Here is a 26,973-nt window from a genome sequence, read left to right on the forward strand (position 1 = left end):
TTATTGGCTCTGCCTGAGAACCTAGGTTTTGAGGCTGTGCCTCACGGTTCTAGGATGCCTCGCGGAAGGAGGCAGAGCCTCCCGGAATTCATTCCCAGGCAGAGCCTGGGAACGAGATTCTTGCTCCCTCCCCTGATTCAAGGGGAGGGCTGGGGAGGGGTTATTCCGCAACTCCAGCCAGAGCCTTTTCATGTTCGTTAGCCGGCCGCGTTTGTCCCCGTTCCGCAACACGAACAATACTCGGATCTGGCAAATCGGAATTCACAAAATGCTGGAACCGCTGCACCTTTTGTGGGTCTTCAATCGTCGTTTTCCACTCACATTGATAAGTATTCACTAAATGTTCCATCTGCGCTTCTAATTCAGCACAAATGCCCAGAGAATCCTCAATTATTACCTGTTTCAAGTATTCAATCCCGCCCTCAAGTTTGTTCAACCAAGTAGCAGTGCGTTCCAATCTGTCGGCCGTGCGGATGTAGAAAACCAAGAATCGATCGATATACTTAATCAGCGTTTCCTTATCGATATCCGTCGCCAGCAAAACCGCGTGCTGCGGCTTAATTCCCCCGTTGCCGCACACGTACAAATTCCAACCATTCTCTGTCGCAATTATCCCAAAATCCTTGCTTTGAGCTTCCGCGCATTCGCGAGTGCAGCCAGAGACAGCAGATTTGAGCTTGTGGGGCGATCGCAAACCGCGATACCGCAATTCAACCTCGATCGCCAAACTCGTTGAATCCTGCACCCCAAAGCGGCACCAAGTGCTACCAACACAAGATTTTACAGTACGCAGAGCCTTACCGTAAGCGTGTCCCGACTCAAATCCCGCATCAATCAACCGACGCCAAATATGCGGCAATTGATCCACGCGAGCTCCAAACAAATCAATCCGTTGCCCGCCAGTAATCTTAGTATAAAGCCCAAAATACCTGGCAACTTCACCCAAAACAATCAACTTATCGGGAGTAATTTCTCCCCCCGGGATTCGCGGCACCACCGAATAAGTACCATCCCGCTGAATGTTTGCCAAAAAGTAATCGTTCGTATCTTGCAAACCGACGTGAGACTTCTCTAAAATATGGTCATTCCAAGTAGAAGCCAACATCGAACCAACAGCAGGCTTGCAAATTTCGCAACCCTTACCTTTGCCATGTCTTTCAATCAACTCCTCAAAGGTTTTAATCTCTTGAGAGCGCACTAAATGGTACAATTCTTGACGAGAATATTCAAAATGTTCGCAGAGATTATTTTTGACTGCGAACCCAGCTTTCTTCATCTCCGACTTGAAGATATCCGTCACTAAAGGCACGCACCCGCCGCAGCCCGTCCCAGCTTGAGTGCATTTCTTGACGCTGGCAACATCGGTTAAATTATAATCGCGAATCGCTTCACAAATCTGCCCTTTGGTAACATTATTGCAAGAACAAATTTGAGCCGAATCCGGCAAACTGTCTACTCCAAAACCCGCCGCTACTCCCCCTTCTCGCGGTGGCATTAACAAATCTTCGGGATGCGGCGGCAGAGCAATTTCATTTTGCATGAATTGTAGCAAAGTGCCGTAAGCCGAAGCATCTCCTACGAGAATTCCACCTAAAATTCGGCTGCCGTCTTGATTTAAAACTAATTTTTTGTAAATGCCTTGGAAGGTGTCAGTGACAACAATTTCTTTAGCATCGGCTGACTTGGGAAAAGGATCTCCAAAACTAGCGACATCCACCCCCAATAATTTAAGTTTAGTGGACATATCCGCACCTGTAAAAGTGCTTGTGGGACGGGCATCTTGCCCGTCATCCGCTGCACTGCTCAAAATATCTGCAGCTACGCTTGCCATTGTATATCCAGGTGCAACTAAGCCGTAGATGCGATTTTGATACAGCGCGCATTCTCCGATCGCATAAATGTCAGGATCGGAGGTTTGGCAGCTATCATTAATCACAATGCCACCGCGTTCTCCTACTTCTATACCGCAACTTCTGGCAATTTCGTCGCGGGGGCGAATGCCAGCAGAAAACACTATCATATCTGTTGCCAATTCCGAACCGTCAGCAAACAGCATTTTAGTAACTTTGCCATCTTCGCTGACAATTTCTGTGGTAGATTTGCTGGTATGAACCGAAACGCCCAAATCTTCTATTTTGCTGCGGAGAATTGCCCCGCCAATCTCGTCAACTTGCACGGGCATCAGCCGCGATGCAAACTCAACAACGTGAGTTTTTAGACCCATATTTTGCAGAGCATTGGCACATTCTAGACCTAACAAACCGCCGCCAATTACTACACCAATTTTGCAATTTTTAGCGTAATCTGACATTGCTTCCAGGTCGTCAATTGTTCGGTAAACAAAAGTTCCTGTAGCGTCTTTGCCTTTAATTGATGGCACAAATGGATAGGAACCAGTGGCCAGAACTATTTTGTCGTAGGGAACTTCTAAACCGTTGGCTGAAGAGACTATTTTGTGTTCCCGATTAATGGCGACTGCTTTGTCGCCTATATGAATTTGGATGCCGTTTTCGTGATAAAATCCCGGTGCAACTAAAGATAAATCTCCCGCTGTTTTGCCAGAGAAAAATCCGCTGAGGTTTACGCGATCGTAAGCAACGCGCGGTTCTTCACAAAAAGTAATTAAATTCCAGTTTTTGGCAGCATCCGAGCTGACCATTAACTCTAGGAACTTGTGACCTACCATGCCATTGCCAATTACAATCAGGTTTTTTTTGGCTGTCATTAGAATCTCTTTTATCCCGTTTACCAGTCGTTGGGTTAATTAATATAAGACTTTTTTGTAAATTTTTGTACTTATAGATACAAAAAATGGAGATTTATGCAATTGTCGAATACTCCCGATTGCATTTTTGCATGATGTCTGCGATCGACCGATTTTAGATTTTAGATTTTAGATTTTAGATTTTAGATTTTAGATTTACTCCAGAGTTAAGTAGGGTGCGTCAGTCGATTGTAGATTTGAGATTTGAGATTTGAGATTTACTCCAGAGTTAAGTAGGGTGCGTCAAGTAAGTCTTTTTGACAAAACGATTAATATTTTTACTGTGACGCACCTTACAGTTTTCTGATTCTTAATTATTATTTAAGCTCCCATGCCGGAATACTGCTTCAAACCCTGCCGCCAAAGCCAGCGATTCCACACAAAAAACACCGCACTCCAACCCAACATTACCAACAAACCGCGGCCTAAATCTACGGGCAATCCTATCAAGATAGAAGCGGGAAAATGAATCAAATAAGGAAACGGCGTCCACAAAACTACTTCGCGCACGGGTGCGGGAAAAACTTCTAGCGGTGCGATAAGTCCCGATAAAAACAGGTAAATTAGAAACCAGAATTGCTCGATCGCACTTGCCCTTTCCAGCCAAAAAGCAAACAGCGCAAAGGTATACTGTATCAGGAACCGCAAGCAAAAAGCCAAGACGACAACCAACAAAAACAGCAAAAACCTCCCAAGACTCGGCAGCCAAAAAGCCTGCGGGTAAAGTGCAAAAAACAGCAGCACTAATCCCAATACAAACGGCAGCCTCGCAAACCTTTCGGAAATGTGAGATACGAAGTGGTGCCATACGGGATCGAGAGGCTGCAACAATCTATTAGATAGCCTGCCTTGCACAACTTCCTTTTCAAACTCCCAAATCACCCAAACTACATTTGTTTGTCTGACAATGAAAGCCGCTAAAAAATAACGGGCAAAGTCGATCGAATTCAGCCCAAATTGACCAGTTTCGGCCGCCTGCGTCCAGACTCCCATCAAGATAAACGGCAAAGCCCCCGACAGCGCCCACAAAAACAATTCCGCCCGGTATTCGAGCATATAAGCGTAATAGGTAACTAGGAAAGTTTTAGCAATTTTAACAATTCTGTTCATATCAATTTTACAGTTAATTTTTTGGGGTTAGCAACGGGCTAGAAGCCCGTTCCACAAAAACATTGCATCTCTCGTGGAACAGGCAAGATGACTGTTTTTTGGGGTTAGCAACGGGCTAGAAGCCCGTTCCACAAAAACATTGAATCTCTCGTGGAACAGGCAAGATGACTGTTTTTTGGGGTTAGCAACGGGCTAGAAGCCCGTTCCACAAAAACATTGAATCTCTCGTGGAACAGGCATCTTGCCTGTTCTACTTTATAACTATAGTGGAACAGGCATCTTGCCTGTTATAGAGAATGAGCTTATCCCAAAAACCTTACACTTTTCCCGTGCGAAAAACTCGACCAATTACCTCTTCAATTGGCGGATCGGTAACAGTCAAATCTATCACTTCTAACTCCGCCAAAATCTTCGCCACGCTCACCGTCAGCTCTTCCCTTTTTACTAAAAAACTCACCGATTGTCCCTCAATAGATTCTACCTCCCCGTAAGCAAAAGCACTATCTTTTGCCAGCGGCTTAGCTAATTTTACCTGAACTTCCCGATAAGGTGCAAACCTGTCGAGCAATCCGTCCAAACTGCCATCATAAACTAATTGCCCTTCATGGATTAACAAAACGCGCTTGCACAAAGCAGTAATGTCAGCCATGTAGTGGCTCGTCAACAGCACCGTTGCTTGATAGCGCTCGTTATATTCTCGCAGAAATTGCCTGACGCTAAACTGTGCGTTTATATCCAAACCTAAAGTCGGTTCATCTAAAAATAATACCTCCGGCTGGTGCAGCAGGGCCGCCATCAATTCAGCTTTCATGCGTTCGCCTAAAGAAAGCTTTCGTACCGGCTGATTTAACTTGCCTTCTAGTGACAGCATCTCTGTCAATTCTCCGACTCGCCGCCGATAATCTGTATCGGGAATCCCGTAGACAGCGGCATTGATTCGCAGAGAGTCAAGCACGGGTAAATCCCAAATTAACTGCTGTTTCTGCCCCATTACTAAGGTGATTTTTTGCAGAAAATCTGCTTCGCGGCGAAAAGGAGTACGATCGCACACTCTCACCGTACCCGCAGACGGATAAATCAAACCCGTCAGCATTTTGAGCGTAGTAGTTTTGCCCGCACCGTTAGCGCCTAGAAACCCCACGAATTCCCCCGGTTCAATACTGAAAGAAACGCCATCAACTGCTTTGATATTGCGGTAAGTGCGACTAAAAAAGTGTCGCACAGTTCCTTTAAGCCCCGGTTCTTTAATCGCTACCGGATAAACTTTGCTCAAGTCTTCAACTAAGATAATTGGCATCGGCTCAAATTTTAACTTTTATTTTAATCTAGGGTATTTCCATCAGGCTTGTGCCAAGATGGAGCGATCGAGCTGTCTAGTAGGGTGCGCCAGCGATTGCTCGATCGCGAGTGAGGAAGTAACTGTGTTCTGGCGCACCCTGCTCAACTGTATAATCTTGCACAATATCCATGCTCACATCGCATCAAGTTTACAAATATGGTACTCACACCAGATAATTCAGGCATCTCTCGTTTGGTAGGAGACAATTCTCCTGAAAATATTACACTTGCACCAGGACAACTTGCTAGTTTTCCTGGGGGACTTTGGATGCTGGGCGGCAATGATACTGTCAGGGGTTCGTCAGATGCAGAACGGATTTTCGGCAACGATGGTAAAGACAGTCTGTTAGGCGGTGTCGGCAGTGATTCTATTTACGCCGGCAAAGATGATGACGATGTTTTGGGAGAAATTGGCGACGATTTCTTGACAGGAGATAGAAATAGCGATTTCATTGATGGGGGTGCGGGAAATGATTTGTTGCGCGGTGGACAAGGTGTTGATTTATTAGTGGGCGGTGACGGTAATGATACTTTAATTGGCGACAGAGAGGTAGATATTTACCAAGGCGGTGCAGGGAGCGATGTATTTGTTTTACGAGTCGATCAAGCGGGAATCCGAGTAGCTGGAATAGAAGTTCCTGACGCGGTAATTGTGGATTTTGATAAGTCTAGCGATTCGATTGGAATTAGTGTGGCATTTACCAGCAGCAATATCTCCTTGGAAGAGGTAAGTTATAGCTTGAACGACCCGAGACTGCTGCTGATCGATCCTGCAACTATAACGGGGGGCACGAGTTTGTTAGCCAAGGGTGGCATCTCGCGGCAAAGTCTCGATCCGGATGGCAACGGTCGCGTAGAAGCTACTAATATTAGATTCGGTTTTACTAATGCTTTGTTGGGTACTGTTTTGAATGTGACCCCAGCCGATTTAAACGGTCGTTTTATTAATGCTAGTTCTTTGCTTTGAAGCAGCTAATTGATTAATTATCTATCAAGAACTGGCTCTGGGGCTTGTTCCACAAAAACTGAGTTTTTTTTTGTGAAACAGGCATCTTGCCTGTTTTTCAGTTGCCCTTTGCCATTGCCCACTGCATCAAACCGGGGAACAACCGATAAGCTTCCGATGCCAAAAAAGCAGGGCCGACGGTAACTTCTGCACGCTGATTTTTCACAGCATCCCAGATAGCTTTAGCAATATCTTCTGGTTTAGTTGCCCACTCAGATTTCACCATTTTGGTCATTTGTTGGCGGCGCAATTCGACTGCGGGTTCGTCTCGATCGCGAAATTGAGCTCTTTCTAAAAAATCGCTGTTAATCAGGCCCGGATGCACGGCGCAAACGTGAATGCCTTGAGGCGCTAATTCCAATCGCAAAGTTTCTGTTAAACCGGTTACTGCATATTTGCTGGCACAATAAGCAGTCATTTGAGGCAAAGGCATTTTGCCGCCAATGGAACCAACATTGACTATTGTCCCGGTTTTTCGTTCCAAAAAATGTGGCAACATTTCTTGAATTGTGTTAACGCAGCCCCAAAAATTGGTATTCATTAATTGCTGCCAGTCTTCGGAGGTTGTTTGCTCGATCGCCCCCGCGAGACAAATGCCAGCATTGTTAACTAAAACATCGATGTTGCCGCAGGCATCTAGGGCTTTTTGGACGATCGCCCGCACTTGTTGAATGTCGCCGACATCCCCCGGAATAGCTACAGCAGAAGTGCCTTCTCGCTGGACTTGAGCCGCTGCTGCTGCCAATCTCTCTGGCTGGCGAGCTACCATAACTACATCGTAACCTTTACTTGCAAATAAAATTGCTGTTGCTTTGCCGCTTCCTTGAGAAGCCCCTGTAATCAAAACTGTAGGAGCCATAGATAGTTAGAAATTGTAACTTGGTAATTGGTTTTTTGCGATATTGAAACTATAACAGAGGTCAATCGATTTTAGATTTGAGATTTGAGATTTTAGATTTTAGGATTCACCCCACGGATCGAGTCGGGGGGCAAGTTTCATCGGATACAGGTTTTTTATTTCTGGGTCCTGAGTCTGCGAAGGAATGAATCCGGGGGCTTGTATCCTGGATGCTTGATTGTCAGGTAATTTTAGGCGCGATCTATATTAATAATTATTGAGTATAGGAATTTTTTGTGCTTCGGGAACTGGCTTTTTTTTAACGAACCGCGAAGGCGCGAAGGACGCGAAGGAAGAGAGAAGAAAAGAGGAGAAGAAGAGCATAGAAATTATTCATAATTTGTGCGAAAATTGCTTTGTAAATTTTCCCAATGCCCAATGCCCTGTTTGGGCAATGCCCAATGCCCATTGCCCATTGCCCATTGCCTAAAAAATGAATCTTCCGAAACAAGCACCTAATTGGTCGATCGCCCTAGTGTTAATTATCGGCGTTTTAGCAGTCTCAACTTCATCAATCTTAATTCGGCTGGCTAACTTTTCAGCAGGGGCGGGCGGTTTGGGTTTCAGTCTGGTGCTCGCGGCCTCTCGCCTGACTTTATCTGCTTTAATTCTGCTTCCGGCTTGGCGGCAAATTCAGTGGAACGCCCTGCAACCGGGAACTCGGCGCTATGCTGCTGCTGCGGGTTTGTGTCTCGCCCTGCATTTTGCCCTCTGGATTACCTCACTTTCTTATACTTCGATCGCCGCCTCGACTGCCCTCGTCACCACTAATCCTGTCTGGGTAGCGCTGTTGTCGCGCTTCTGGTTCGGCGAAAAACTCAGCAAAATGTCGATCGCTGGCATTGCTATAGCCCTGACTGGGGGAATGGCGATCGCCCTTGGAAGCGCGGGTGCAGCTAATGCTGGCAGCAGCCAACTGCTTGGCGATTTCCTGGCTCTGGCTGGTTCCTGGGCTGTCAGCTTGTATTTGCTGTTGGGCAGGGAAGCTCAGCGGCGGGGACTGGGAATTGGTGGCTATATCGCGATCGCCTATACTGTTGCTGCGATCGTCCTGCTGCCTCTCCCCTTCGCCTTCGGCACTACTTATACTAATTACCCCAACATTGTATATTTTTATATTTTGTTAACGGCCGCTTTGCCTCAGTTAGTCGGCCACACCATTTTGAACTGGGCCGTAGTGCAGATTTCCCCAACTCTGGTAACTCTTGCCATCTTGTTTGAACCGGTGGCGGCGAGTTGGTTGGGTTATTTGGTGTTTGGGGAAGTGCCGGCGCCGGCGGTACTCGCAGGTGCTGCGGTGCTGCTTTTGGGGGTGGCAACCGCTACCGTCGGAGCCAAAAAAATCACTGTCAACAGTTAAGACTTAACATTTTTAAACATTGCCACTACGGTTGCCGTGAGTCAGAATAAAACAGATTAGGGCTTAAAAACAAAAATAACTCGTCAGTTAAATATCAGTTCCAAACTATCAAATGTCTGACTAATGACTAATGACTAATGACTAATGACTAATGACTAATGATTAATAATACTGGGGTGCTTTTAGGAGAATAAAATTATGCTGCCAGAACAACTACAGCGGATCATCGGCTACTTTATCGAAGAAGCCACAGAACAGATCCAAATTATCGAACAAGGCTTGCAAGATCTGCAAAACACCGTGCCAGCTCCCCAAAGAATACACCAGCTCATCCGAGCCTCGCACTCGATTAAAGGGGGAGCAGCTATGCTCGGATTTAGCAGCATTCAGCGCATTGCTCATCGGTTGGAGGATTATTTAAAGCTGCTCAGAGAATGTCCGATCGCCATTGATAGCAGGCTGCAATCGCTCTTAACCGAAGTTTTTGATATTTTAGCAGCCCTCGTTTCAAAGGTTTCTAAGGGTTTTGGGCTCAACAACGAAGACGCAAACCAAATGCTCTCCCTCGCCGAACCGGTTTTTGACGAACTCGACGCTTACCTGAGATTGCGAATTCCCACTCGCGTGACTGTGAGAGCTACTACGGACGAACACATTCACGTTTTCTCCGGTTACTGCACCTCCCTGAGCGAATTTTCCTCGGCTATCGCTTCGCGCGTCGGTTTGCTCGGAGGCACTATTACCCGCCACGATCGGGATAGCCAGGGGATACGCCTTTGTATTGACATTTACCTGCCTCCTTACACCAGGATCGAAAACATCCGCCAAGCTGTCGAACTCTCCGGCGCTATTATCGGGAATGTTCAGACGCAGCGCGACTTTTCGCTGCTGGCGACTGCGAATTATTCGGTTTACCAAAGTGCGATCGAACCTCCCGCAATTTGTATCGGATGCCGCTACTATTACGGCAGAAGCGATGGCGGCTACCTGCTCAACTGCACGATCCATCCCCGCGGCCCGGAAACAGAAGATTGTCGCGATCGCGAACCGGAATAACCGCTGAAAATTCAGCCCTCGGAAGCACGATTTGGCTCCCGAAAAACTATTCTGAAACCAATATTTTCCCTGACACTTTTCACATTACCCCCTGCCCAATTCTTTTTGAGTTGCTAGATCGCTCTATCTTTCTCTCTTAGACAACTAAATCCTTCTTCCTTCTGAAACCTCCCCTAACTACTGATACCGCAACTCTAATTAATTGCATCATGCTTGCAGGATGAGCGATCGCCCAGACATTTATTGTCAGACAAGTCATTGCCATAACTAGCAAGATGTATGTCGGAGGCATTACTACCCCGATCGCGAACCAAGTAAAAACGTGAAATATCATTGCTGTAGCCCAAAGGCTGGCGACAACCACAGACGCCCAAATTTGCATTCGAGGTCGGTTTAGTCCTGTCAAAATCGCTGTCTGCAAAGTAGTCAGCAAGTTTGCTGGAACTAAAAAAGCACAGATAGCTATGCAGTAGGTATGAGAAAATTCAGTAACTGTATTGAAGTCGATCATCAGTCTAATTGTCGGGCCTGTTGGGTATACTTAAAAAGCTTAGCGTGACTTGACTTTCAGATCTTGTCACCCTTACCTTAACTTAATATTTCAGTAAGTAGGCCGCTCTGGAGACGCATTTCTCTCACCCTGTTCCAGCGGGCAAAATTTTACCACAACTATTAAAGTTTTGGAAAATTATTAAACATCCTTGAAGAATCCCAAAAATTGCTATGATAATTAGCATCGGGGAGCGATAGTATAGAAGAGCCAAGTCGGTAAAATTTATAGAAGGCTGAGGCTGCTAAAACAGCAACACATACGGCAGGCTGATTTTCTAATAAATCATATTTGATGCGCTGATTATCGGATGATTGATTTTCAGTATCCCTCCAGGGATAGAGCCGTTATGCGCTCGAACAATATGAGATTATTATGGAAAAGCAAATTTGCTCTCAAATCTCAAATCATTAGAACTCTATCGAAATTTTACAGCGGAAGACAAAGCAAATGGATCGACAAATCACAATTCCCGCACTCGAAGAAGTTGACTTGACAAACTGCGACAGAGAACCCATTCACCTATCGGGGCACATTCAGCCACACGGGGTGCTACTTGTTGTACGAGAACCTGAACTAGAAATACTGGAAGTCAGCGAAAATACGGAAGATTTATTAGGAGTAGATCCGGAAAGTGCGATCGGTCGAAATTTGAGCTTATTCTTCAATCGAGTTCAACTAAAAAAACTCAAGCTTTGTTTGTGTAATGAAAACTTAAAAACCGTCAATCCCATTAAACTTTCTGTCATAAACAAAGGTAAATATTTAGAATTTGACTGCATCCTCCACCGAGTAGAAGAAGTATTGATGGTCGAGTTGGAATTAGCCACTCACCCAGAAAATATTTCGGTTTTTAGCTTTTATCATTCAGTAAGAGCCACCGTCAGCAAAATTCAAAGCGCCAAAAATCTCAACAATCTATGTCAACTGACTGTCGAAGAAGTCAGAAAAATATCCGGGTTTGATAGAGTCATGGTCTATCAATTTGATCGTGAAGGCAACGGCGCTGTAATAGCTGAAAACAAAGCAGAAAATCTGAGTCCTTTCTTAGGATTAAACTACCCCAGCTCAGATATTCCCAAACAAGCCAGACAACTGTATTCGTTAAATTGGCTGAGGTTAATCCCAGATATTAATTATCAACCCGTCCCCCTTGTGTCAGGAAATAATGCTGTCACTACCCAGCCCCGAAACCTCAGTTTCAGCGTGTTGAGAAGTGTTTCACCCATTCACATAGAATACCTGCAAAATATGGGCGTTGCAGCTTCGATGTCAATCTCGTTAATCAAAGATAAAAAATTGTGGGGATTGATTGCTTGCCACAACTATACACCAAAATACCTCAACTATGAATTGCGCGCCGCCTGCGAATTTATCGGGCAAGTAATGTCCTTAGAACTGCAATCAAAAGAAGGCAACGAAGACTACGACTACAAATTACACTTAAAATCTATTCAAACCAAGATTTTTGAAGACATATCCACCTCCGAAAACTTGTCCGAAGTATTATTTAAATGTCAGCATAATTTGCTGGAAGCAGTCAACGCCCAGGGAGCTGCAATAATATTTGGAGACAATTGCTATCCAGTCGGGAAAACACCTCAAGAAGAATCGCTCAAATACTTAACTAAGTGGGTGCAAGAGCATTTAAAGAAAGAAATATTTTATACAGACTCGCTGACCAAATGCTATCCAGAAGCTGAGGAATTTAAAGACACCGCCAGCGGGTGTTTGGCCGTAGCAATATCGCCGACTCAGAAAATATACATTTTGTGGTTTCGCCCGGAAGTAATTAAGACAGTAAATTGGGCGGGAAACCCCAACAAACCAGTTCAAATAGAGGAAGATGGCAGCCCTCGACTGTCTCCTCGGAAATCCTTCGAGCTGTGGAAAGAAAATGTAAGGTACAAATCTTTGCCTTGGAAACAATGCGAGATAGACGCTGCATTGGAACTGAAAAAAGCAATGATTAATATAGTGCTGCGCCAAGTAGCCAAACTCGAAAATTTAAATAGAGCACTAGAAGCATCAGTCGCCAGAGAACGCGAAAAAACTGCTCATTTAAAAACAGCGATGTCCGAGCTTAAGCGGGCGCAAACTCAATTGGTGCAAAGCGAAAGAATGTCTAGTTTGGGACAGTTGGTGTCGGCCGTAGCTTATGAAGTCACTAACCCGATTAACTTCATCTACGGCAATCTTAGCTATGCCAACGAATACAGTCAAAAAATGATCGATTTATTGCAGCTTTACGACCAGCACTATCCGTCGCCTTCGCCAGAAATTCAAGCACAAATAGAAATAGCAGAATTAGAGTTTATAGTTGAAGACTTACCGAAGTTGCTGGGTTCAATGAAAGTAGGAGCTAACCGCATCCGCGAGATAGTTCAGTCGCTGCGAAACTTTTCTAGAATTGACGAAGCAGAGATTAAACCAATTGACATTCACGACGGATTGGACAGCGCTTTGCTGATTTTGAGCAACCGACTCAAACCGAAGCCCGATCGCCCAGCAATTCATCTCATCAAAGAATATGGCTCTCTGCCTTTAGTTGAGTGTTACGCAGTTCAAATCAACCAAGTATTTATGAATGTACTGGCAAATGCAATTGATGCTCTCGAAGATGCCTTTGTCAACAATAATTTATCGTCGCACAGCGGAGACAAAGAACAGCCAGTTAAGTACGGACAAATTCGGATTGTGACTGAACTTTGTCCCAGAAAAAAAGCCGTAGCAGTTCGGATCGAGGACAACGGTTGGGGCATGACCCAAACAGTTCGCCAGAAAATATTTGAGCCGTTTTTTACCACAAAACCGGTGGGCAAAGGTGCGGGGATAGGTTTGGCGATTAGCCACGAAATTGTGGTAGAACAACACGGCGGCAAATTGACTTGCATTTCTGCCCCCGGAGAGGGAACCGAGTTGATTATTGAGATTCCCTTGAACCAAACTCATCCCCAACCCACAGTCAAGTGAAAAAAAGTCCGCGCTAGCGAATCTATCCCAAAGGCTAGGAAATCGCCCCAATTCAAAAATCGAAAATTCGATTAAAATACAAAAGCAGCTAAGTAGATTTGAGCCAATTCAGAGGAAGCTAGTATGACTGAAAAAAAAACCGCCCAATGGGATGCCGGCCGGTTTCTCAAAACCTTGGCTTATTTCGGCGTCATTCCCTTCATTGGCAGCATTAGCTGGCTGCAACAACTCTTTGGAAGCAGCAGCAAAACTAAAAAAGACCAACCCAAACTGATACTGGTAGCCGGTGCCACCGGCGGCGTCGGGAAGCGAGTTGTGAAGCGGCTGCAACAGCGGGGATACAGAGTACGCTGCCTCGTCAGAGATGCTAAAAGAGCAACAGAAATTCTCGGCAAAAATGTCGAGTTAGTTGAGGGAGATATCACTCTCGCAGAAACCCTAACACCGCTAGTAACCGAGGGCGTAGAAGCGGTTATCTGCTGTACCGGTACTAAAGTTCAACCAGTAGAAGGAGACACCCCAAATCGGGAAAAATACTATCAAGGCATCAAATTTTATATGCCTGAAGTTGTGGATGTTCCCGAAATAGTCGAATACAAAGGCATCAATAATTTAGTGCAAGCTGTTCGCCGCCAGCTACTTCAAGCAGGCGAAAAAACAATTTTTGACTTCACAAAACCCAGCCAAGATTTAAAAGAAACTTGGGGAGCTCTCGACGACATAGTGATGGGCGGCACCAGCGAAAGTTCGATCGTACTTACAGACAATAGGGCTATATTCACAGGCAATGTTTCTACTGCCAACTCGGGCGGCTTTGCTTCGGTGCGTACCCGCAACTTCGATCCTCCGCTCAATCTCGCAGGATTTAGCGGCCTCCAACTGCGCGTTAAGGGCGACGGCAAGCGCTACAAATTGATTGTTCGCAGCGAAGCTAAATGGGATGGAATTGGCTATTGCTATTCGTTTGATACTGTTTATAATATCTGGATTACTGTCACCGTTCCCTTTGATGAGTTAATTCCAGTATTCCGCGCCAAAACTGTCAAAGATGGCTCGAAATTTGATGCCAGCAGTATTTTTTCTTTTCAGTTAATGTTGAGCAAGTTTGAATATGATGGCGCGCTCAACCCGAAATTTACACCGGGTATTTTTCAACTGGAGTTAGAATCTATTAAAGCTGATGGGGGACAGACTTTGCCGCGAGTTGTGATGGTGAGTTCGGCAGGAGTTACCCGCCCGGGCCGCCCGGGAATTAACTTGGAAGAAGAACCGCCTGCTGTCAGGATGAATGATATGTTGGGGGGAATTTTGACTTGGAAGTTGAAAGGGGAAGATTGCGTGCGATCGAGCGGCATACCTTATACTGTTGTCAGACCCTGCGCTTTGACTGAAGAACCGGGAGGCAAAGCTTTAATATTTGAGCAAGGAGACAATATTAGGGGCAAAGTCAGTCGGGAAGATATTGCAGAATTGTGCGTGCAAGCCTTGGAACAGCCTCAAGCTTGCAACGTTACTTTTGAGGTGAAAGAGGGGGAAAATGCCAGTTCTCCCGAAGACTGGCAGGCTTTGTTTTCGGGAGTTAAATAACAATTGTTTGTAGGGGCTGATTAGTTTCTTCCCCTTATTAGTCGGCGGTTTAAACCTCGTCTTGTCAAACGAAGTCTGCCTCCGCAGACAAGCGAGATAACTGGTTCCCAGGCTTGACCTGGGAACGAGTAATAACCAATAACTAATAACTAAAAACCAATAACTAATCACTAATAACTAATTTATGTCTGTGACTTTTTCCCGACGATACTTGACGCCTTATTTGTTTTTGCTGCCGGCTTTATTTATTTTGAGTTTGACTGTTTTGTGGCCTGCGGTGCAAGCTTTTTATTTGAGTTTTACCAACTACGAATATGATTTAACTCAAATGCCGCAGTGGGTGGGGTTGAAGAATTTTTACAGGTTGTGGGGCGATCGAGTATTTTGGCAAACTTTGACGAATACGCTGCTGTATCTCACCTGCGTTGTGCCTGTATTGGTTGTTCTACCCTTGGGAATGGCGATTTTGTGCAACCAAAAACTTAAGGGGATGAACTGGTTTCGAGCCGCATACTACACGCCAGCGGTGATTTCAATGGTTGTCGCCGGGATTGCTTGGAAGTGGCTGTTTGCTGAGACTGGACTGCTAAATCAGTTGGGGGAATTGTTGGGTTTACCTCCTGTTTCTTGGCTGGCTAATCCGAAGTTAGCAATCTTTAGCGTCATGGCGGTTACTATCTGGAAAGGATTGGGCTATTACATGGTGATTTATTTGGCTGGGCTGCAAGCTATTCCGGCAGAACTTTATGAGGCGGCTGCTATTGATGGTTCTGATGGTTTGGGAAAGCACTGGGATATTACTGTGCCGCTGATGAAGCCGTATCTAGTTTTGGTAGCGGTTATTTCGGCGATTTCTGCTACTAAGGTTTTTGAAGAAGTTTATATTATGACTCAGGGCGGGCCTCGCAATAGTTCTAAGACTGTTGTTTATTATCTTTACGAACGGGCTTTTAATGATTTGGAAATTGGCTATGCTTGTACGATCGGGCTGGTTTTGTTTTTGCTAATTTTGGGTTTGTCGATTTTGCAAGTTAGCCTTCAGGGCTTGGCTCGCAATGATTAAGATGTATTACTGATTAGGACTGACGCAATCGGGGCTTCATAAACTCGGTTTCTCGTTCTCACTCCTGTTGATACCAGGACTTCATTACATTCAGAAACCGGGTTTATTCGTCTAATTTCTACTCAGTTGAGACTTGAATCTCAAATTAATGCGATCGCTCACGGTTTGGGGCAGGTCTTATTAGTGAAATCACAGGTATAAATATAAGGTTTTTGCCAGTTCAGAGGAATTTCTAATAAATCCCTGGTTCCGGTCATTCCCTGTCCGAGAAACAGCAGCACAGCGATCGAGTTCAATATCACATGGGTAGTGCGCCAGCGGTTTGAGCGGTCTTTGTAAATGTCTTGAACGATGGCAAGGGAAAAAACCATAATTAGCGCAGCGGTGATGCCAATGTAGTAGTGAGACCAATACCATTCATTGGTTCGCCGATAAACGCCATCTTGAGTGCCAAGAATCACCAAACCAGTACCTGTTAGGGTCGCAAATATGCCGCGCCATAAAGCGGGTGTAGCTCGATATAGCATGACCAAAGAGCCGATAGTTGCAACAAACATCAGCACAATGAAAATGACCTGAAACGAGTTTTTGCTCCAAACATCCTTGCTCAAAATATGCTCAAAAATCGGGTAGGCTAGACCCAACAACGTCACTCCTACCACAGAACCTGACAGAATTCGACCTGCTTTGACGTGTTCTGGACCGACTACAGGTGGAATTTTGCTCTTGGTGTCGATCGCAATTTGCTTCCGACGCTGCATAGTTTGCCACGCCATATTGAGAACAACACCAAGCATAGGAAAAACAATCGCTACAGCTAAAATAGGATGCAGCAAACCCAGAAAATCTTTAAATTCCATACAGCACCTTTTTGTTGAGGAGGGTTGGCTTCATGAACCCGGTTTTTGCGATACATAATATCATATCCGGTGCTCTAACCACAGTAAGTTTGTAGTCTGGACTAATAGTAATTGTTCACAGGCATAGAGAAAACTGAAGTCCTGACTACAAACACGCTTTATGAAGGTAAGCCACGGAATATGTTGCTCAATAAAAAAATGTAGCAGTTGTCAATTGTGTGAGGTACAGCTTCTTAAATTACGCAATTACGCAATTACGCAATTACAATTACCTTTTTGTACCCATAGAGATTAAAAATGCTGGATGTAACCTCCGTGGCGGTTAAGGATTAATTGGCTGCATCACTTTCAGCTTAGCGGAACAGTTCTTTGTTGTTCAGAATAGCGGGCCAATTTTTGTTTGCTGAAGCAATGTGGCCGGGGATATCCGCCATCCACTGTGCTTGTACTTTTTTGTCGTAGTTGAGATAAAGCTTCCCATTAACGATTTTCCAGGCGTCTGGCTGGGTGACAACAAGATTCCCTTCACTGGTTCCCTGGGCACAATATCCACCGTATTGAGGAGCATACTTTTCAGGATTTTTAGCAAACATATCACGGTTTGCTGCACTAGCAAACATCCAAGTTGTTCCACCCCAATTATGTTTAAATTGGCTAACTCCCATAACTAATTTGCTTTGGGTAAAATAGGCTACGACATCCTGACCATCAAGAGCCACACCTTTTTCGGTGTAGAACTGAGGATGAAGGGTTGTTGTGCTGCTTCTACCAGCGCAAGGATTGGTTTTACCAGCACAAGGATTGGCTTTACCAGCGCAAGGATTGGCTTTACCAGCACAAGGATTGGCTTTACCAGCGCAAGGATTGGCTTTACCAGCACAAGGATTGGCTTTACCAGCACAAGGATTGGCTTTACCAGCACAAGGATTGGCTTTACCCGCGCAAGGATTGGCTTTACCCGCGCAAGGATTGGCTTTACCAGCACAAGGATTGGCTTTACCCGCGCAAGGATTGGATTCTGCAATCTTGAATGAAACGGTTGTAGAGTTTAAGCTTGTGGCAGCCTTGAATTTGGCGTAGCTAACATTAGCTGTTGCCAAACCGAGAATGGTGGCAATGGCGATCGTGGTAATGTATTTTACTTTCATGTGTCTAATTCCCAGATAAATTGTTAATAGTTCCATGCCAGATATTTGCTTGAGACTTCTTGATCTCTGGCAATTATTCTGGCTTTTTGTGGTCCTCAAGACTTGAGGTTGTTTACATTAACACTCAATAAGATGAGTGCTAGATGAGGAAGAGATGGATGGGAGATAAAACTCTGAATACTTTATACGTCCCTTTCTTCAGCAAAAATTCATCTGGGAATTAGGAACGCATCATCTAGTTGCCAGGAATGTCTTATAGAGTGGAGATTAACCCTGATTATCTTTTAGTAGTGCAGTAATTTAACCGCGAGTTGAGAAATTATGACAGGAAAAGACTGGTTAGTGACTAACGATGGACAGTGCAATATTTTTGAGGCTACAAGTCAAATTGAAGATTTGACTCATCCCTACCGACTTTACCGTTTTTTAACTGACTTGGAAGATGTATTAGAGCAAATTAGTGATGATTATTTACGACTCCAGGCAATTTGTCCCCTTGTCCGCAGGTTGTTAGATAGTTCCTCCTGGTTTCAAATTGCTCTACTTGAGCCTGACTCTGAGACAGGGTGGGCAGTACAAACACTGTATGATGAACCATTTTTTCCTCTGACGGTGCAGTTGGTGGCTTGGGCTCCGGGTGCAGTTTCTCCGATTCACAATCATGCCAGTTGGGGATTGGTGGCCCTACTTGATGGAGAGGAGAAAAATACTTTTTGGCAGCGATCGCCAACTCGCAAGTTTCCCGATAAAATTACCACAGTGGGAGATATTTTGCTTGCTCCTGGTGACGTTTTGTGCTTAATGCCAGATGCGATTCATCATGTGGAAGCACTGGGAGATAAACCAACCATTAGTTTTAATCTTTATGGTGTAACAGATTACGATCGACGATTTGAGTTTAACCAGATTAAAGGCACTGCGGAAAACTTTTAAGATAGCAGCCTGATGACAGGAAATATCAACAAATCTCAAATATAGCGGGCGACGATCGCGGCTGCACCAACTTTCGTCGGTTCGACGCAATACTAATTTTATCTAGTTAATAGTTGACGCATTTTAATGCTTAATTCTCCTCACAACCTGACGATATAATGAAGCTAATTTGCCAAGTTAGATCCGCTATCAACCATCTCACGGGCAAGCGAATTTCCACCTCTTCGCTTCAGTTTCGCCTGACGCTGGAATTGCTGGTTCTCTCGATTTTAGCACTGAGCAGTGTGGCATTTTGGGCCGGCTGGCAAAGGTCGCAAAATCTAGTCGGTGCCCACAAACAAACCCTGGAATATATTGGAATACGCTTTCCCGAACAGGTTGAGCTTTATAGTGAAATGGGTTCACTAGAAATTGGCTTAACCCGAAGTGTGCATAAAGCTTCCACAGGAGGAATCATGGTGTGGGTGAAGCGAAATGATGGGATGCTTTTGGTGAATTCACCTGATATGGATCTGCAATCTTCTAAGATTACGAAGATGATCTCGTTGACGGAAGTACCTGCTGAGCCGACTTTTGTTCAGGTGGGCGATCGCTACTTGGTGATCTGTAGCAGAACTCTGAGGATTAAAAATGAATTACTGGGTACGGTATATTTTTCTCAAGATATCACTGATGAGCAACGTCAATTAAATGATGGGATTCGCAGTCTAATTGTTGTCAGTATTGTGGTAATCTTAGTGTTAATGTTGGCGATCGCCAGTCGCATTCGTCATGCTCTCCATCCTTTGGAACATATGAGTCAGGTAGCTAGCACTTTGTCTGCTGATAATTTGCAGGCGGCCAAACTCCAACTGCATCAGGCTCCTGATGAGATTTTAGGACTAGCGCAAACCTTTAATGAGATGTTGTTTCGCTTATCTGGTTCTTGGGAGCAGCAACGCCAATTTGTCGGTAATGTTTCCCACGAATTACGCACTCCTCTGACGGTTGTAGTTGGTTATTTGCAAAGTTTGCTGCGACGCAGCACTAACTTAAGTGACTATCAGCAACAAGCACTGGAAACAGCCGTTGGGGAAACTGAACGCACGATTCGGATGTTAGAAGATTTGCTCGATTTGGCACGGGCAGATAGTGGCAACTTGCACTTTCGTTTGAATCCGGTGATATTGAATACTCTGGTGGCTGAGGTGGCCCAGATGAGTCAAAAAGTTAGCAATCGGAAAATTATTTTGGTGTCAACTGATGAAGATGTTGTAGCCTGTGCGGATCAGGATCGCTTACAACAAGTGTTAATTAACTTAGTCGATAATGCCATCAAGTATTCGGCTCCCGAACAACCAGTTGAGTTAGTATTGGAAAAGAGGGAACAGCAGGTGATGATTCATGTGGGCGATCGCGGAATTGGTATTTCTCTCCCCCATCAAAACCGGATTTTTGAGCGATTTTACCGGGTGGATGAGTCAATGACGCGCTCTAGAGACGGTACAGGGCTGGGATTGGCGATCGCCAAAAGCCTCATCGAAGGCATGGAAGGACGTATTACGCTCCGATCTAAACCGGGAGAAGGTAGTATTTTTACTATCACCTTACCTGTCTGGAATCCGCAGCTATGAGCGATCGCATTCTCCTTGTTGAAGATGACCCTAAACTGGCAAAGTTCATCGAATCGGAACTTAGTCTTGAAGGATATCACGTTACTGTCGCCCCAAATGGATTGGATGGATTAACGATCGCTCGTGATGCTCAACCGGATTTATTAATTTTAGATTGGATGCTTCCCGGCATCTCTGGATTAGACATCTGTTTAAGGTTGCGATCGACTGGTATTCAAGTACCAATAATTATGTTGACAGCAAAAGATGAAGTACCCGATCGCGTGACGGGATTAAATGCTGGAGCCGATGATTATGTTACTAAGCCTTTCAGTATGGAAGAACTCCTCGCGAGAGTCAAAGCCCGTCTGCGCCGCACTCAAGCCAATGACCCGGATAATTTACAATTTGAAGACCTAATATTGAACGGTTTAACCCGTGAAGTTTATCGAGGCAGTCAACTAATTGAACTCACTGCAAAAGAGTTTGATTTGTTAGAATTTATGCTGCAAAATTCCCGTCAAGTCATTACCCGCGAGCGAATTTTTGAAAAAGTTTGGGGTTACGATTTTATGGGAGAGTCAAACATTATTGAAGTGTATATTCGTGCATTACGAATTAAGTTAGAAGCAAGTAACTCAAAACGCCTGCTGCATACGGTTCGGGGAGTTGGATACGTGTTGCGAGAGCAAAAGTGAGGAGGGGCCGATTTACAAATACTTGGCAGATTAAGTATGGATACTGTTGAACCAGCTCCTATTATACTACCTCTTTTTTTGTAAAAAATAGACCTATAAATCCGATCGTTCCTGATAATCTTCCGCCGAACTAGGCTCTAATTCCCACCGACTTTCATCTCGACGTTCAAGCATATTTGTTGTGTGCAAAATAGCGCCATCAGCCATCTCTATGCCCGCAGCGGCTCCGAGTTCGTCAACCATATCCATGTCGGGAGTAGGCGCAGTTCCGCCCACCGATTGCTCGCCAGTGGCACTTTCTTGTTCCGCAGCCGGATCGCCATCCTCGCCGCCGATTTGGGAACTGGTGGCAGAGTATTCCGAACTGCTGTCCTGCAGGGTTGTTATGTCGTCTTGGCTCAATCCCCGTTGATCGATGACGCCGGTACCGTAAGATTCGGTAATCTCTTGAGGCAATTCGTCCAAATTATCGCGTTCTGTTGTTGTTTTTGCGTTGCCTTTTTTTTGCTGTGCCACGATACTTGCTCCTGTTTGTTTTTGAACTCAATTAAATTAAATAAAAAATGTCCGAATTTGGCTGTAGCTGAATTGTTTTTAGTAATGGCAGATGGCTATAATTAAGTAGTATAATAATTGCTATTTAAACTTTTAGCTTCTATCCCAGGAAATATATGGATTTCGATCGGCTATTTCATTGGGAATACAAAAAGCGATCGCCCGTTTGAAAAGGGCGATCGCTTTTTAATGGGGAGGCTAATTCTATTCGGGAAAATCAGGAATTACCCATTTGGGGGGTTGCATCCGTTTTCTTCTCACCGCTTCCTCTGCTATTTCTAGCATTTTATCCAGAGAAGTATTTTCAATAAAGTTGGACGTTGCTTCTGCGTATTCCCGCTTCGGGCACTTGTCGCCCAGAACGCAGCCATTGACGCAAGCTACAGCACAATCGACAGTGTTCTCCACCATAACTTTTTTCCTTTCACGGTTCCAACAACTAATAGGCACGTACTCTTGGTGAATTTGTCAAGAGACTGCTCTATATCTTTATTTTACTTCACAAATTGTCATCAAAGGTCGATCGCCAGAGCAAAACTGTTATAAAATCAAAGCAACCTACCTAATCTGCCGATCGTGAGTAATTTTCTGCGGCGCTTAAAACTTTTACCTTGGCGAGAAATGCTGCAAATTGCCGCCCTCGTCAACTCAATCGTGATTGGACTGGAGCTATTTTTAGCCTGGGGTTTCACGCAATCGCGGCCAATCCGCAACGGAGTGACGCTTCTTTACGGCTCCTCCCTCGGGATATTGATACCTTTCGCTGCGGCAGTGGGAATGGGAGCTTTAGCAGTGTACTTTTTAGAGTATTGGCAACAACAATTTTTGCTCAACCGAATTAGTTTGTGGGTTTTAGTTTTGTGCGTGCTCTTGGGTTTGGTGTTAAAGTCATTCCTACCTATACCTGCTTTATTAGCAAGTTTATCGGAAGCTGCACTAATCGGAGTTACCGTGGGAGTTTTTTGGAAGGGCCGGCCTTATTGGCGATAGTCATGCCATTTTAGATTTGAGACTTGAGATTTTAGATTGGCTACGACTGATGAAGATTCGGGTTTGGGGCTTGTCTACAGTTACATTTTTTTGTGAAGATAGTATCATTAAGCTGAACTTCCTCCCGTGGGGGGAAGTTAAAAATTCTGAAACACGAACGCAGCGCGCGAATCTCAGCTTTTAGCCTCACTCGTTTGTACCCGTGTAATTTAAGATTTTATAAAAATTATTTGGATGGATAACCAGGGATAACCGTAGCCATATATATCGAACTTGTTCCAAACAGAAATTCTCCCCCAGCCGTACTACTTCGTTAGTCCTATCGCGAAAACAGTTTTACCTCAGATCCTTACCCGTGGGGGTCCAGTTTAATAGTCGCGCTATTCGCCAACGTTGGAGTATTGAAAATCAAGAACATTGGATTTTAGATGTCACTTTTAATGAAGATAGATGTCGCATTCGGTCATTGAATAGCCCTCGGAACTTGGCTGCGATCGGACGGATGTCCCTTAATGCTATCAATCAAGAAACCACTCTCAAGCGTAGCTGGCGACAGAAAAGGAAACGGGCTGCGATGAATGATGAGTACATGATGCTTCTTCTCAAATCCTTGTGTCAAGACTGATTGAGATGCTCTTACCCTGGGCTGGCAGGGTGTACTGTACCAGAGAAATTGTGCCTGTTTGTAGTCGCTATTCGTAAGGTGCCAATAGCGCACACTAGCCAGAAAAGTTGTGCGCTATTGGCACCTTACAGAAGATAAATTGTGCAGAATTACCGATCGACTAAAAACACAATTCTCTATTTCCCAATTTCATCGCATTTCAGGAACTCTCACAGTCTCTGTAGGAGGCATAATTGCCTCTTTAGCATTCAACTTTTGATTCAACTCCCGAATCCGGCGCGACAGCAAGCGAATAATATTCACTGCAATTCCCGGCGTTTCATCAATCGCATCGTATAGCTGCATTTGAGTCAGCATCAAACACTCGGATTGTTCGAGAGTAGAAATAGAAGCCGATCGAGGTTCTGCATCAAACAGCGACATTTCCCCGAAACAAGCCCCCGCTTTCAACTGTGCCAAATCCCGATCGCCTATATGCACGCGCACCGTTCCCGATACCAAAATATAAAGAGACCGCCCTTCTTGTCCTTCCGTAAAAATCCTGTGCTTGGAAGGAAACGAAAGTTCATCCATTACCGATGCTAGACGCACGAGAAAATCATCCCGCAGTTCCTTAAAAATCGGAACCTCCCTCACAAACAATAGGCGTTCGACGCTTGTTAACATAATGAGATGCAATGATTAATTTAAACTTAAACAAAGGGAGAGGAATTGGGCATTGGGCATTGGGCATTGGGCATTGGGCATTGGGCATAGTTTCTTTTTGTTCCCTCTTCCCTCTTCCTTCTTCCTTCTTCCTTCTTTACCTTTTTCCCCCAGCACCCAACTCTGCCATCATCTCTTCAACTTGAGCGGATACCAAATTATCGGGGTCATTTTGCAGCCTGGGCAACAATTCGACCAAAGCCCGCGGCGAGGCTATTTTCAAATAGGCTAACACTGCTTCGCGGACAAAACCCGTCGGGTGCTGCAGACAGACGAGAGTTTGTTGAGCCGTAAGACTCCAGCGCGCTTCCCTCGCCAAGTGAAAGCAGCATGCCAAAGCCCAATCCGAAAGGAAGTGGCGCAATTCTAGCAAGCGGCGCAAACGATCGCTAGGGGCTAGAGGTTTGTAAACCATCAATTCGGAGAGATTGCTCAATTTTTCTCTTTCCGAGTGCTGATCTAACAAATTGATGAGCGATCGCTTCCTAGCTATATCCACAGTATTATCCAGAATTTCCAATCCCCTAGCAACCAAAGAAGGTTGGCCAGAAGCGATGTTGAAAGCAGCGGCTTGTACCGTGTCCAGCGGATAAAGAAACTTCATCAGCAAAAAACACCGCTCCCTAGCATCAGCTTCCAACCCCGCCAGAGCCCGCTGCAACAATTGAGCCGTATCGTTCCCCGGTTCCCGGGCGCTGTTGGCTTCCCGATCCGAGAAATTGCCGTAGCTTGTTACCCCAGACAAATCTACCAGACCTGCATAAATTTGACCGATAAACATTAACTCTTGCTCGATAAGAGTTTCCAAGCCGGTACGGCCGATGCGGTCTAGAACCCCTTCTATCCCCGCTTCCGAAGGCATTTTCAACAGGATGCGGAGGATATTGCGCCTCGTGGTTCCCCAAGCCGTCATCAAATTGCTCACCAAAATGTCGATCGCCTCATTTGTCCCAATTTGACCCAGAGCCGTCCAAGCTTGCAACCTGACCAAATCCGGCTTGTGGATGTCCTCCGCCAAATACACGAGCAAGGGAATGGCGTCGTTGTGAAGTTTGACTATAGCCTGCAAAGCCGCTTCCCTAGTCGATTTGTAACCAAGTCCGCGCAGCAGCGAAGGATAATATTCTTCCGAATGAGTAGACGAAATCACGTCTAACAGAGCGCAGCGCACTCGCAGAGATTCATCTTGCAACAGATTGGGGATATGCAGCCGCAGTCCTTGCAAATAATCAGCTTCTCCCAGAGCCCGCGTCCCCATAACACGTTCCCGCTCTTGCTTGTGTGTCAGCATTTGCCGCAGCGTATTAGTAGCCTCTGCCTTTTGCTGGCGATCGCCCCTTCTCATAATTAAAGCAGCCGCCGTACCCCGCACCACCGGATCGACCGTCGGCTGCAAGTAAGGCCGCAAGCTCTCAATATTCGGTTCAGCTTCCGTCAGCCAGATGTAGCGCAAAGCCAAGGCCAGAACCTCCGGCGGCAAGGATTGCTGAGAGAGTGCGCGGACAGCTTCTAAATATGCGGGGTTCGGGTGTTGCAGCATCGTTTCCAAGCTCTGGCGCTGCAAACCCGGGGACAGCGAATCGAGGAGGGGAGCCAAAACTTCTCCGACATTTTTGGGGTCAATTTGCGTCAGGAGTTCTATGCAAGAGCGCTTTTCATCTTCGCCCCCCGGCTTTTGTAGAGTTTCCACCACTGCGCGCTTGAGAGCTTTGAGGTCAACGTCTGTGACGCCCAAGCGCCCCCGCTCCGCACTTTTAACCAACAAACCCACGTATTGAGAGCGGATCAGCCATACGACAAACACCCACAACAGTGCCAATATGACGATCGCGCCAATAAATATCAAGCTTTGCTGGTCGTGAAATACATTTTCGTCTTGCTGGGGGAGTATCTTGCCTGTCACCCACAGCATAATCAGGATGCCTACTCCTGTTGCTCCGCAGGACAAAGGTTCCCCCACACCGTTGACCAAAGTTTGAATTCCCGATCGAATATTGTCGGGAATCGGTTGAAATAAAACCGGGCTAACGGTTTCCAAAAGCGTGTAGTGCAGAAGTTCGTCTAAAAATCTCAGCAGTATCAGCCCGATAAACACAGATACTAGCTGGCCCAGAGATGCTCCTACCGTCAGCACCCCGAGTATAGCGATGCCCGCCGGCAAAATCATCGCCGTCACGAATACACCGATTCTTTCCACCAACCGGCTCGAAGCGAACCACTGAGTCGCCACTTGAAACAGGCCTTGTATCCCTTCATAAATGCCCAGGAAGCTAGCGATCCAGCTAGCTCCGTCCCCCGGGTTTTGGTATTCTAGCTGGCTGTAGAATTGGAAATCTACCAGCACGTAGACGACTTCTGCGAGGATGAAGAAACTGACTAGAGGTACGGCGTATTTTTGCAGCGGGCCTGTAACTTTGCGGGCGGTAAATTCTTCTTGGTCGTCGTCTTCGTCGTCATCCGTCCAGTGAGCCGTTTCCGGGAATGCTTGGCTGTATTTTTCCGTGAGGTAGTAGAGCAACACCGAGCCTGTCGCCACCATCAACCCCGATATGAGGGTAACGTTTTTGAGTCCGACTACGTACAGCAAAACAGGCAGAGAAAATCCGCTGACTACTCCAGCTACTAGATAGCCGCTACTGACTAGCGGATAGGTGCGCTTGATTTCTCTAATATTAAACAGTTGGTTGGAAGTGATAGAAGTATTAAGGTCGTTGAGGACATAGCAAGCTTCTACCCACAGCCACATCAAAAAAATAGTAATAAAAGCGATGCTGATGCCAGCTATCTTAATATTTTCGTAGCCGATGCCGAATCGAAACAAAAATAGCGGTATCGACATCATTCCCAGAACAACCACTACGGTGCGCCTTAGCGGCAGGATTTTTTGCAGCCACGAGTAGACAAATCCCAAGCTAGAACCGATAAACGCGCTGGCTATGTAAATCCAGGGCATTTTGTCTGCACCAAATTCATCTAGAAAAAGACCTACTGTGCTGAGTTCCAGCCAGATCAGCCCGACGGAGGTTAGAGTGTAGACGAGGAACATCAGTACGGTTCGCTCTACTTCTTCCGATCGCAGGTTGAGCGATCGCAGCACCCCTTGTCTTACTCCCGCCGAACCGCTGATTTGAAAATTTTCCATGCAGCGTTGATTTCCCTGTG

At 45.5% G+C, this 26,973-nt stretch carries 22 protein-coding genes; 11 read left to right on the plus strand and 11 right to left on the minus strand.

Features of this window, described 5'->3' with window-relative positions; translation table 11 throughout:
- Positions 1-160: 160 nt before the first annotated feature.
- The 3 genes from nirB to OSC7112_RS11900 form a co-directional block, all read right to left on the minus strand.
- Complete coding sequence (nirB, locus tag OSC7112_RS11890; protein ID WP_015176127.1) at positions 161-2,725, minus strand: nitrite reductase large subunit NirB; 2,565 nt, start codon at positions 2,723-2,725, stop codon at positions 161-163.
- Between the two features lie 360 nt (positions 2,726-3,085).
- On the minus strand, positions 3,086-3,874 hold the full coding sequence (locus OSC7112_RS11895; protein WP_015176128.1) for an ABC transporter permease: 789 nt from the start codon (positions 3,872-3,874) through the stop codon (positions 3,086-3,088).
- 316 nt (positions 3,875-4,190) lie between these two features.
- Positions 4,191-5,171 carry an ABC transporter ATP-binding protein gene (locus OSC7112_RS11900; protein ID WP_015176129.1) on the minus strand — a complete coding sequence of 327 codons (981 nt, stop codon included), beginning with the start codon at positions 5,169-5,171 and terminating at the stop codon, positions 4,191-4,193.
- Positions 5,172-5,369: 198 nt separating this feature from the next.
- Between OSC7112_RS11900 and OSC7112_RS11905 the strand changes: the two genes are divergently transcribed.
- Positions 5,370-6,179, plus strand: coding sequence for a calcium-binding protein (locus tag OSC7112_RS11905; RefSeq protein WP_015176130.1), 810 nt, complete (start codon positions 5,370-5,372; stop codon positions 6,177-6,179).
- A 97-nt stretch (positions 6,180-6,276) separates the two neighbouring features.
- Here OSC7112_RS11905 and OSC7112_RS11910 read toward each other — a convergent pair whose 3' ends face one another.
- Positions 6,277-7,077, minus strand: a complete 801-nt coding sequence (locus OSC7112_RS11910) for an SDR family NAD(P)-dependent oxidoreductase (RefSeq protein ID WP_015176131.1) — start codon at positions 7,075-7,077, stop codon at positions 6,277-6,279.
- 472 nt (positions 7,078-7,549) lie between these two features.
- On the opposite strand from OSC7112_RS11910, the gene OSC7112_RS11915 reads away from it, so the two are divergent.
- Together OSC7112_RS11915 and OSC7112_RS11920 are read left to right on the plus strand one after the other, a co-directional pair.
- Positions 7,550-8,476, plus strand: coding sequence for a DMT family transporter (locus tag OSC7112_RS11915; protein WP_015176132.1), 927 nt, complete (start codon positions 7,550-7,552; stop codon positions 8,474-8,476).
- A 198-nt stretch (positions 8,477-8,674) separates the two neighbouring features.
- The gene (locus tag OSC7112_RS11920) at positions 8,675-9,532 is read left to right on the plus strand and encodes an Hpt domain-containing protein (RefSeq protein WP_015176133.1); all 858 of its coding nucleotides are present in this window, start codon (positions 8,675-8,677) and stop codon (positions 9,530-9,532) included.
- A gap of 136 nt (positions 9,533-9,668) precedes the next feature.
- On the opposite strand, the gene OSC7112_RS11925 is transcribed toward OSC7112_RS11920, so the two are convergent.
- Positions 9,669-10,043 (minus strand): hypothetical protein, encoded by a 375-nt coding sequence (locus tag OSC7112_RS11925; protein ID WP_015176134.1) that lies wholly within the window; start codon positions 10,041-10,043, stop codon positions 9,669-9,671.
- Between the two features lie 489 nt (positions 10,044-10,532).
- On the opposite strand from OSC7112_RS11925, the gene OSC7112_RS11930 reads away from it, so the two are divergent.
- From OSC7112_RS11930 to OSC7112_RS11940, 3 genes are all read left to right on the plus strand, one after another.
- Complete coding sequence (locus OSC7112_RS11930) at positions 10,533-13,055, plus strand: ATP-binding protein (RefSeq protein ID WP_015176135.1); 2,523 nt, start codon at positions 10,533-10,535, stop codon at positions 13,053-13,055.
- Positions 13,056-13,178: 123 nt separating this feature from the next.
- On the plus strand, positions 13,179-14,642 hold the full coding sequence (locus OSC7112_RS11935) for a CIA30 family protein (RefSeq protein ID WP_015176136.1): 1,464 nt from the start codon (positions 13,179-13,181) through the stop codon (positions 14,640-14,642).
- A gap of 184 nt (positions 14,643-14,826) precedes the next feature.
- Positions 14,827-15,705 (plus strand): carbohydrate ABC transporter permease, encoded by an 879-nt coding sequence (locus tag OSC7112_RS11940; RefSeq protein ID WP_015176137.1) that lies wholly within the window; start codon positions 14,827-14,829, stop codon positions 15,703-15,705.
- A gap of 158 nt (positions 15,706-15,863) precedes the next feature.
- Here the strand turns inward: OSC7112_RS11940 and OSC7112_RS11945 are convergent, their stop codons facing one another.
- Positions 15,864-16,565: a DUF4079 domain-containing protein gene (locus tag OSC7112_RS11945; RefSeq protein WP_015176138.1), complete on the minus strand. Its 702-nt coding sequence runs from the start codon at positions 16,563-16,565 to the stop codon at positions 15,864-15,866.
- 353 nt (positions 16,566-16,918) lie between these two features.
- Positions 16,919-17,749, minus strand: coding sequence for a YHS domain-containing (seleno)protein (locus OSC7112_RS37000; RefSeq protein ID WP_015176139.1), 831 nt, complete (start codon positions 17,747-17,749; stop codon positions 16,919-16,921).
- Between the two features lie 285 nt (positions 17,750-18,034).
- Here OSC7112_RS37000 and OSC7112_RS11955 point away from each other — a divergent pair, with 285 nt between their 5' ends.
- The 3 genes from OSC7112_RS11955 (at position 18,035) to OSC7112_RS11965 (ending at position 20,936) form a co-directional block, all read left to right on the plus strand.
- Positions 18,035-18,646 carry a cysteine dioxygenase family protein gene (locus OSC7112_RS11955; RefSeq protein ID WP_015176140.1) on the plus strand — a complete coding sequence of 204 codons (612 nt, stop codon included), beginning with the start codon at positions 18,035-18,037 and terminating at the stop codon, positions 18,644-18,646.
- Positions 18,647-18,804: 158 nt separating this feature from the next.
- Positions 18,805-20,259 (plus strand): sensor histidine kinase, encoded by a 1,455-nt coding sequence (locus OSC7112_RS11960; RefSeq protein WP_015176141.1) that lies wholly within the window; start codon positions 18,805-18,807, stop codon positions 20,257-20,259.
- Complete coding sequence (locus OSC7112_RS11965) at positions 20,256-20,936, plus strand: response regulator transcription factor (protein ID WP_015176142.1); 681 nt, start codon at positions 20,256-20,258, stop codon at positions 20,934-20,936. Before OSC7112_RS11960 ends, OSC7112_RS11965 begins: the two co-directional genes overlap by 4 nt.
- 93 nt (positions 20,937-21,029) lie before the next feature.
- Here OSC7112_RS11965 and OSC7112_RS11970 read toward each other — a convergent pair whose 3' ends face one another.
- Both OSC7112_RS11970 and OSC7112_RS11975 read right to left on the minus strand, forming a co-directional pair.
- Complete coding sequence (locus OSC7112_RS11970; RefSeq protein WP_015176143.1) at positions 21,030-21,452, minus strand: DUF6335 family protein; 423 nt, start codon at positions 21,450-21,452, stop codon at positions 21,030-21,032.
- A 243-nt stretch (positions 21,453-21,695) separates the two neighbouring features.
- Positions 21,696-21,902: a hypothetical protein gene (locus OSC7112_RS11975; protein WP_015176144.1), complete on the minus strand. Its 207-nt coding sequence runs from the start codon at positions 21,900-21,902 to the stop codon at positions 21,696-21,698.
- 165 nt (positions 21,903-22,067) lie between these two features.
- Between OSC7112_RS11975 and OSC7112_RS11980 the strand changes: the two genes are divergently transcribed.
- Together OSC7112_RS11980 and OSC7112_RS11985 are read left to right on the plus strand one after the other, a co-directional pair.
- Positions 22,068-22,481 (plus strand): hypothetical protein, encoded by a 414-nt coding sequence (locus tag OSC7112_RS11980; RefSeq protein WP_015176145.1) that lies wholly within the window; start codon positions 22,068-22,070, stop codon positions 22,479-22,481.
- Positions 22,482-22,743: 262 nt separating this feature from the next.
- The gene (locus OSC7112_RS11985) at positions 22,744-23,106 is read left to right on the plus strand and encodes an ISAs1 family transposase (protein ID WP_397319563.1); all 363 of its coding nucleotides are present in this window, start codon (positions 22,744-22,746) and stop codon (positions 23,104-23,106) included.
- A 189-nt stretch (positions 23,107-23,295) separates the two neighbouring features.
- Here the strand turns inward: OSC7112_RS11985 and OSC7112_RS11990 are convergent, their stop codons facing one another.
- Both OSC7112_RS11990 and OSC7112_RS11995 read right to left on the minus strand, forming a co-directional pair.
- On the minus strand, positions 23,296-23,772 hold the full coding sequence (locus OSC7112_RS11990; protein ID WP_015176146.1) for a Crp/Fnr family transcriptional regulator: 477 nt from the start codon (positions 23,770-23,772) through the stop codon (positions 23,296-23,298).
- Positions 23,773-23,908: 136 nt separating this feature from the next.
- Positions 23,909-26,953: a HEAT repeat domain-containing protein gene (locus tag OSC7112_RS11995; RefSeq protein WP_015176147.1), complete on the minus strand. Its 3,045-nt coding sequence runs from the start codon at positions 26,951-26,953 to the stop codon at positions 23,909-23,911.
- Between the last annotated feature and the right edge of the window lie 20 nt (positions 26,954-26,973).

Origin of the sequence: Oscillatoria nigro-viridis PCC 7112, from assembly GCF_000317475.1 — a bacterium.
Classification (GTDB): Bacteria; Cyanobacteriota; Cyanobacteriia; order Cyanobacteriales; family Microcoleaceae; genus Microcoleus; species Microcoleus nigroviridis.